Below are 8,013 nucleotides of genomic sequence, written 5' to 3' on the forward strand. Positions count from 1 at the left end.
AAAATTATTGTTTTTATTACTTAAAACGGCCTGCAATTTCTCCTAGTCGGTTAATTACCGGCTAGGCTGTATTCTCAATGTTGCACAATAGGGCTCTAATACAGTTCGGGCCTAGTGGAATTTTTATGCTTGCTTTTTTTCTTTATAAATATTGTTGAAAATCAAGGCCAGGATAATTGCTACCAGTGAGACTACAAATACCCCTCTCAAGGCACTGAATAATACCTGACGCAGCTGCGGCACTAAGTTAGTAGCCAGCTCTTGGGCCTTCGCTGACGAGACAATCTTGTTCATCATGCCTTGGTTGAGCTGCGGATGCTTGGCCAGTTGACCGGCAACCACAGTGTTAAAGGTAATACCATAGATTGACATCATCATGGTTTGCCCCATGAACCGCATCAAGGTATTAAATGAAGTTGCCACACCAACATTACTTGGTTCTACCAGGACTTGGGACTGCACTTGGGAAGCGGGGATGATGACCCCAAAGGAAATCCCGTTGACTGCAGAAATAAGATAGTAGACCCAGATTGGTGTACTTATTGGGAGGAATAAGATCACACAATCAATCGCCAAAATTACCATCAACGTGCCACAGAAGCTCTTGCGTACACCCCAGCGTTTTAGCATTCTACCAACCAAGAAGGAACCGGCAACCCACATAAGCGAACACGGCGTGACTGCAAAACCGGCCACCGTAGCATTGGCACCCTTGATACCTTGCATCCAGGTTGGCAGGTAAAATTCAAAACCGGCCACCACCCCACCAATTAGCAAGGTGGTCATGTTCATCGCCAAAAACTGCCGGCCTTTAAGCATCGTCAGTGGCATTATTGGATCCTCTGCTTTCCGTTCTTCCCGGTAGAAGAGTAATGCACTTACAACCGCTACTGCTGCTAATCCAAGCAAATAGAGCGGGCTGAGTGTGCCCAGTTGCTGCAGAGCAAACATCAACGTCAAGAGTAAAACCATCAACCAGAATGTCCCTTTTACATCTAACTTAGCTTTCTTCTTAGCCCTTGACTCGTTCATGAAAACTAGCACCAAAACTAGGGCAATTATGCCGATCGGCACGTTGATGTAAAACACCCAATGCCAGGACAGGCGCTGAATAATAAAACCACCAAGTAGTGGAGCAATGATTGAAGCCACTAACCAAAATCCAGAATTAAGACCTAACATCTTGGCCCGTTTTTCTGGATCATACATATCAGCAATAATAGTCATTGCAACTGGTTGAACCGCACCTGACCCTAGTCCCTGAATTACTCGGAACAAAATCAGCTGAACCATGTTATGCGCCTGACCACAAAGTGCCGATCCCAGCACGAATAGAGCAATCCCAAATAGAAAAATCGGTTTACGCCCTATGCTGTCTGCCAGCTTCCCAAACAAGGGGGTTGTAACAGTCGTCATAAAGACAAAAATCGAGATTACCCAATTCATAATTTTCAAACCATCAAGGCTAGAAACAATTGTCGGCATTGCCGTCGACACAATTGTACCTTCGATGGCAGTCATAAAAGTCGTCATAAAGACCGCCAACGTAATTATTAATACATTTGTTTTTTTCAAAATTCATCCTCCTTCATTTTCTTCTTCTCTTTCACAAGAATTCTGCAATCTTTTTGAGCAAATGTGTTACTTTTAGGGTAAAATGTCACCGCACTAGCTCTTAAAATATCCACACGCGGGTAAATCGTCTGCCTAATGATAGCCTTTTACCGCAGACGTGTAACACTACTAACTAACACTTACGACGTATTTTATTTTCTAATGGTTCTAATCACCCCTTATCCTATTTTAAAGGCCTTAAAATTTGATCACGTTAATATATCATATAGCTATAATATTATTAACACCTTTTATTATTATTGTTATCTTAATCACAAATTATTAGCTAGTAAGTTAAGTGGGACTAAGTATCTATTAGTTGCACTTTAATTACCTTAGAATGAATATTGTGGGAAATGAAAGCTTACATCCTTTTTCAAAAAGAAAGGGCTTTCTTTTTGATCAGGGGACTAGTGCATAATTTTTAATTATTGCGGGGTGAGTTTTAGTATTTTTCCCTACTGACTTTTACCAGCCTAAGGTTAACCCTTTTTATTAGTACTTATCGGCTTATTTGATAGTTATTAATGTTCATTTTTGGATCACTTTGGCTACTCTTCAGCTCACAATTGAGCGCAAGCAAAAAGGAATCGAAAATTCGATTCCTTTTTAATTTTTATACTTGCTGGTTTTTTTGATAAGTACTATTGAAAATAAATGAGAGTAGAATTGCCACTAATGAAACTACATAGACACCCTTTAAGGCACTGAATAACACTTGGCGCAGCTGCGGAATTAGATTTGTGGCTAATTCCTGGGCCTTTGCTGATGAAACAATCTTGTTCATCATCCCCTGTGTTAGTTTCGGATGCTGCGCCAACTGACCGGCAACTACTGTATTGAAGGTAATGCCATAAATTGAAACCATCATTGTTTGGCCCAAGTACCGCATCAAGGTGTTGAAGGAGGTGGCAACTCCAATATTGCTTGGTTCAACCAGAACCTGCGAGCGAACCTGTGAAGCAGTTAAAATGGACCCAAAGGCAATACCATTAATTGTCGCAATCAGGCAAAAGACCCAAAATGGGGTATTCATCGGAACAAGCAAGAGGAGCCCATCCGCAATGAGGAGCAGCGTAAGCATCCCATAGAAAGTTTTACGCACACCCCAGCGTCCGAGCATTCCCCCAATTAGGAAGGAACCAACTACCCACATTACAGAACTGGGCGTGACTGCAAAGCCGGCTACCGTAGCACTTGTACCCTTGATGCCCTGCATCCAGGTCGGAATATAAAATTCGAACCCGATTACCACACCTGCAACCAACAGGGTAATCATGTTCACTGCTAGGAACTCCTTACCTTTGAGCATCGACAACGGCATTATCGGGTCGTCTGCCCGCTTTTCTTCGCGGTAGAAGAGAATTGCACTGATTACGACTACTGCCGCTAAAATGAGCAAAATCTGCGGTCTCAGCGTACCCAATTCCTGCAAGGTGAACATCAACGTTAAGAGCAGGACAATTAGCCAAAAGGTACCTTTAAGATCTAGTTTAGATTTGGACTTAGTCTTGGATTCGTTTAAAAAGACAATAACCAAGACCAATGCTACCAGGCCAATCGGTACATTAATGTAAAAGACCCAGTGCCAGGAGAGCTGTTGGACTATAAATCCACCAAGTAATGGTGCAATTACGGAGGCCACACCCCAAAAGCCAGAATTCAATCCCAACATCTTGGTTCGCTTCTCTAAGGCATACATATCAGCAATGATCGTCATCGCCACTGGTTGAACCGCCCCTGATCCTAGGCCTTGAATAACCCGAAACAGAATTAATTCGACCATATTGTTGGCCTGCCCGCAAAGGGCGGAGCCAATAATGAACAGGACAATACCGAACAGGAAGACGGGCTTACGACCAATACTGTCAGCTAATTTTCCGTATAAAGGAGTTGAAACAGCCGTCATAAACAGGAAAATCGAAACAACCCAGTTCATGATTTCCAAACCATTGAGGTCAGAAACAATCGTCGGCATCGCCGTCGACACGATTGTCCCCTCTATGGCAGTCATAAATGTGGTCATAAAAATTGCAATTGTAACCACTGCTACGTTTGTTTTTTTCAAATTCTCAGCTCCTTCACCATCGTTATTCTACTTAATAAAATCCAAAAGTGCTTGTACTTTATCGGTTTGCTCCCACGGCAAATCAATATCAGTGCGGCCAAAGTGACCGTAAGCTGCAGTCTGTTCATAGATTGGTCGGCGCAAGTTAAGCATCTTGATAATGCCAGCTGGACGCAGATCAAAGACGTGACGAACAGCCCGCGTGAGCAACTCATCGCTAACTTTACCCGTACCTGCGGTATCAATCATGATTGATACTGGAGTAGCAACCCCGATGGCATAAGCTAGTTGAACTTCGCAGCGGTAGGCTAACCCAGCTGCCACAATGTTTTTAGCCACATAGCGGGCAGCATAGCTGGCACTGCGGTCAACCTTAGTCGGATCCTTACCCGAAAAAGCCCCACCGCCATGGCGGGCATACCCACCATACGTATCAACAATAATCTTGCGACCAGTTAAACCTGAGTCCCCTTTAGGTCCGCCGATCACGAAGCGGCCAGACGGGTTAATCAGATACTTAGTCTTTTCATCAAGATATTCAGCGGGGATAACCTTTTTGATTGCTAGGTCAATCATCGCCTGCCGAATTTCTTCATTAGTTACATCCGCGGTTGTTTGAGTCGAAATCAAAACGGTATCAACTCGTTTGGGTCTTTGCTCATCACCGTATTCAACCGTTACTTGGGCTTTAGCATCTGGACGTAGCCACAGTAGCGTACCATCCTTACGTAATTTAGCCACTTGCCGCATTAGGCGGTGTGCGAGTGAAATTGGCAATGGCATTAATTCTGGTGTCTCCTCAACAGCGAAGCCAAACATCAGCCCCTGGTCACCCGCACCGATTTGGTCCAGTTGATCTGAATCTGATTGGTGCTCACGGACTTCAAGCGAGTTGTCAACGCCGCCAGCAATATCTGGCGACTGTTCGTCGATATCGACCAAGACAGCACAGTTATTACCATCAAAGCCAAGTTCTGGCTTATCATAGCCAATCCGTAGAACCGTCTTGCGCACAACCCCTTGAATGTCGACGTATGCACTAGTCGAAATTTCACCAAACACATACACGATCCCCGTGGTAACAATTGTCTCACAAGCCACGTGAGCATCAGGATCTTGAGCCAAAATTGCATCTAAGATTGCATCCGAAATTTGGTCTGCAACCTTATCTGGATGGCCTTCTGAAACAGATTCTGAAGTAAATAAACGTTTTTCCATAATAGTCCCCCTTGATAGACATCGCTATTCGGTTACAAGGCATCTCCACTAATGGATCCTCTCAGGACTTGAACCGATAAATTATTCGTTCTTTTGTAAAAAAAAGACTACCTATCTTGGTAGTCCTTAGAACGATGGAGGATATAGGGCTCGAACCTATGACCTCCTGCTTGTAAGGCAGATGCTCTCCCAGCTGAGCTAATCCTCCAAAGTGACCCGTACGGGATTTGAACCCATGTTACCGCCGTGAAAGGGCGATGTCTTAACCGCTTGACCAACGGGCCAGATCATGCTCTGAACCAAAGCACATTCAATAGTATACCCGATGAATGTCAAAATGCAAGAATTAATCACTGAAAAGGACAATTTATTTTTGATCAAAGCATACTACCAAAACTTTTCCCACAAAAAAAGAATGAAGTTACCTCCATTCTCTTCTAGGTTATGGAGGATATAGGGCTCGAACCTATGACCTCCTGCTTGTAAGGCAGATGCTCTCCCAGCTGAGCTAATCCTCCATCTCATTGTCGTCTCTTGACCACTCTTAAAACTTTACCATAGGATTTTCTACTTGTCTAGCTTTTTTGCAAAAAAGTTACAGGGAACCGCGGTTTGCGACTACCTAAACTTTGGTCTCGTCCCTGACAATATCCAAAATGCTATTCACAAAAATTCACTTTTAAAAAAATAAAAAACACTATCTTTACTCAGTTAGTGAGAATGTCTCAGCCCGTGGTCATTCTTTCTTAATAGCACTGCCTGCAATTGCCCAGAGATAGAATAACGTTTTATTACAATCCCAGGGCAGCTCATTGAAAGTCAACGTGGTTAATATTATCAAGCTTAAGCACTTCTCCTGAAATAATGATTCCATCCATGTCATAGCCCTGAACAAAACCGACAATATTAGGCTGCAAATTGCCCTCTAAATCCACCTCTTTTAGTTGCACAGTAACAGGCAGGTGGTTAGCATAGGCCTTTAGTAACATTCCACTTATTACTGCTTCAGTCATCGCCTCCTTTTTAGAATAGACGGTGGAGCGCTGGTAATTATCCCTATTCATGGTTGCCGTATGGTCACTGAGAAAAAAGCCCTGCCATTTTTTCATGCCGCGATCTTGGTAGTTTTTAAAAAAATCATCTAATTGCTGATCAAATTCCTTACTCATCTGCATCCTCTTCTTGAATACGAATATCTGTTCCAATTATAGACACAGAAACCTTGATTAGCAATTGAAAGGTACTCAAAAAGTACTCTGTTGAGTACTTTTGTTAATTTTACTTTAAATATTTAGATACGTCTAAGCCTAATTCCGAAGCCTTTTTTAAAATTTTCCCTAAATCTAAACCATAATCTGTGATCGTGATTTCATACATAAAATCATGAATATCATCTACTTCTGTTGCTTTACCAAAATTGAAAAAGGCTCCAACAAGTCCGAGCCATTGCAAGACAGTAAAAAAGTCTTTATCGGAGTATACACAAAAGTAGATAGTATTATCAAGTGATTTTTCTAAATGACTTTCGATTTTTCTTTCTTCTCTGAGAAAATTGAAATAAACAAGCAAATTCTCTTGTTTTTGTGGGTCCATATTTTGATCCATCATTCACTCTCGGTTTCACACAATTGCTACAGTTTCGGTAAGACAGGGATAGCGCTTACTAGCATGATAATAATATCCAACTTTTGATAACTCATCTTTAATACTTTTGCTGTTTTATTTTGCTGTTTTATTTTAAATATTTCGAAAAATCAAAGCCCTTATCTACGGCTTCTTTTAAAAGCTTCTTCCCGATATCAAATCCATAATCCGTGATAGTAATTTCATAGACAAATTCATGAATATCATCTATCTCTTCTGCTTTACCAACATTGAAATAAGCCCCGATAAGTCCAAGCTATTGTAATACTGTTAAGAAATCTCTCTCAGTATACACGCAAAAAAGATACTATTATCAAGTATTCTCTCACCATGGCTCGTTATTTTAGTTCTATCACTACTTAAATTTAAGTAGATCATCAAATTATCTTGTTTGTTCTTATCCATTTTTTTAAAAAACCGTAAATTTCAAATATGGCGAAATTTGATACAGCTAAACTTAAACTGCTCACAGCTTGCCCATTAAGTACGACATACCCTAAAGCCATGTATACCAACTTCGCCAGTAATCATAGAAAAAACTATTACTGACTTAGTGCTTTCACATTGATTTTTTATATTTCTTTGCCGTGCGAAAGCAAATAAAAAGACTGAATACCTTGATATATCAGCCTTTTATTTTATATAGCGGAGTGTGAGAGATTTGAACTCTCGATACAGGATTAACCCGTATACATGATTTCCAATCATGCTCCTTAAGCCGCTCGGACAACACTCCATATACTCCGGCTGTCAGACTCGAACTGACGACATCTTGATTAACAGTCAAGCGCTCTACCAACTGAGCTAAGCCGGAATATTAAAAAAGCACGGCAGCGTCCTACCCTCGCAGGCAGTCTCCCACCAACTACGCTCGGCGTTAAGAAGCTTAACTGCTGTGTTCGGCATGGTTACAGGTGTTTCCTTCTTGCTCTTGCCACCGTACTTTTCTCTTTTTGAGTTTTTACACTCAAAACTAAATATAATCCTTCGAAATTTACCTTCCGCAATCTTTAGCTTGCACTCACTTTGGTCAAGTCCTCGACTGATTAGTACTAGTCCGCTCCAAACCTCACGGCTCTTCCACTCCTAGCCTATCTACCTCATCGTCTTTGAGGTGTCTTACTACTTTCGTATGGGAAATCTCATCTTGAGGGGGGTTTCGCACTTAGATGCTTTCAGCGCTTATCCCTTCCATACGTAGCTACCCAGCTATGCCCTTGGCAGAACAACTGGTACACCAGCGGTATGTCCATCCCGGTCCTCTCGTACTAAGGACAGCTCCTCTCAAATTTCCAACGCCCACGACGGATAGGGACCGAACTGTCTCACGACGTTCTGAACCCAGCTCGCGTGCCGCTTTAATGGGCGAACAGCCCAACCCTTGGGACCTACTTCAGCCCCAGGATGCGACGAGCCGACATCGAGGTGCCAAACCTCCCCGTCGATGTGAACTCTTGGGGGAGATAAGC

General features: G+C 42.3%; 5 protein-coding genes, 5 tRNA genes, 2 rRNA genes and 1 riboswitch (1 of these 13 running past the window's edge). All 12 genes read right to left on the bottom strand.

Going from position 1 to position 8,013, the window contains the following annotated elements; translation table 11 throughout:
• Nucleotides 1-123: 123 nt before the first annotated feature.
• Entirely contained in the window at nt 124-1,575 is a 1,452-nt protein-coding gene (locus tag R8389_RS05445; RefSeq protein ID WP_317637031.1) for an MDR family MFS transporter, read from the bottom strand.
• Between the two features lie 655 nt (nt 1,576-2,230).
• Entirely contained in the window at nt 2,231-3,682 is a 1,452-nt protein-coding gene (locus R8389_RS05450; protein ID WP_317637032.1) for an MDR family MFS transporter, read from the bottom strand.
• 27 nt (nt 3,683-3,709) lie between these two features.
• Complete coding sequence (gene metK, locus R8389_RS05455) at nt 3,710-4,900, bottom strand: methionine adenosyltransferase (RefSeq protein WP_317637033.1); 1,191 nt, start codon at nt 4,898-4,900, stop codon at nt 3,710-3,712.
• Nucleotides 4,898-4,979: riboswitch (SMK box riboswitch) on the bottom strand. It overlaps the preceding gene by 3 nt.
• 56 nt (nt 4,980-5,035) lie before the next feature.
• Nucleotides 5,036-5,108, bottom strand: a tRNA-Val gene (locus tag R8389_RS05460).
• A 4-nt stretch (nt 5,109-5,112) separates the two neighbouring features.
• Nucleotides 5,113-5,184, bottom strand: a tRNA-Glu gene (locus R8389_RS05465).
• Nucleotides 5,185-5,345: 161 nt separating this feature from the next.
• A tRNA-Val gene (locus tag R8389_RS05470) sits at nt 5,346-5,418 on the bottom strand.
• Nucleotides 5,419-5,709: 291 nt separating this feature from the next.
• Nucleotides 5,710-6,069: a hypothetical protein gene (locus R8389_RS05475; RefSeq protein ID WP_317637034.1), complete on the bottom strand. Its 360-nt coding sequence runs from the start codon at nt 6,067-6,069 to the stop codon at nt 5,710-5,712.
• 109 nt (nt 6,070-6,178) lie between these two features.
• Complete coding sequence (locus tag R8389_RS05480; protein ID WP_317637035.1) at nt 6,179-6,508, bottom strand: hypothetical protein; 330 nt, start codon at nt 6,506-6,508, stop codon at nt 6,179-6,181.
• A 682-nt stretch (nt 6,509-7,190) separates the two neighbouring features.
• Nucleotides 7,191-7,280 (bottom strand) — tRNA-Ser (locus R8389_RS05485).
• Between the two features lie 5 nt (nt 7,281-7,285).
• Nucleotides 7,286-7,358, bottom strand: a tRNA-Asn gene (locus R8389_RS05490).
• An 11-nt stretch (nt 7,359-7,369) separates the two neighbouring features.
• A 5S ribosomal RNA gene (gene rrf / locus R8389_RS05495) occupies nt 7,370-7,486 on the bottom strand.
• A gap of 84 nt (nt 7,487-7,570) precedes the next feature.
• Nucleotides 7,571-8,013, bottom strand: a 23S ribosomal RNA gene (locus R8389_RS05500) (it continues 2,468 nt past the right edge of the window).

Origin of the sequence: Lactobacillus xylocopicola (genome assembly GCF_033096005.1) — a bacterium.
Taxonomy (GTDB): Bacteria; Bacillota; Bacilli; order Lactobacillales; family Lactobacillaceae; genus Lactobacillus; species Lactobacillus xylocopicola.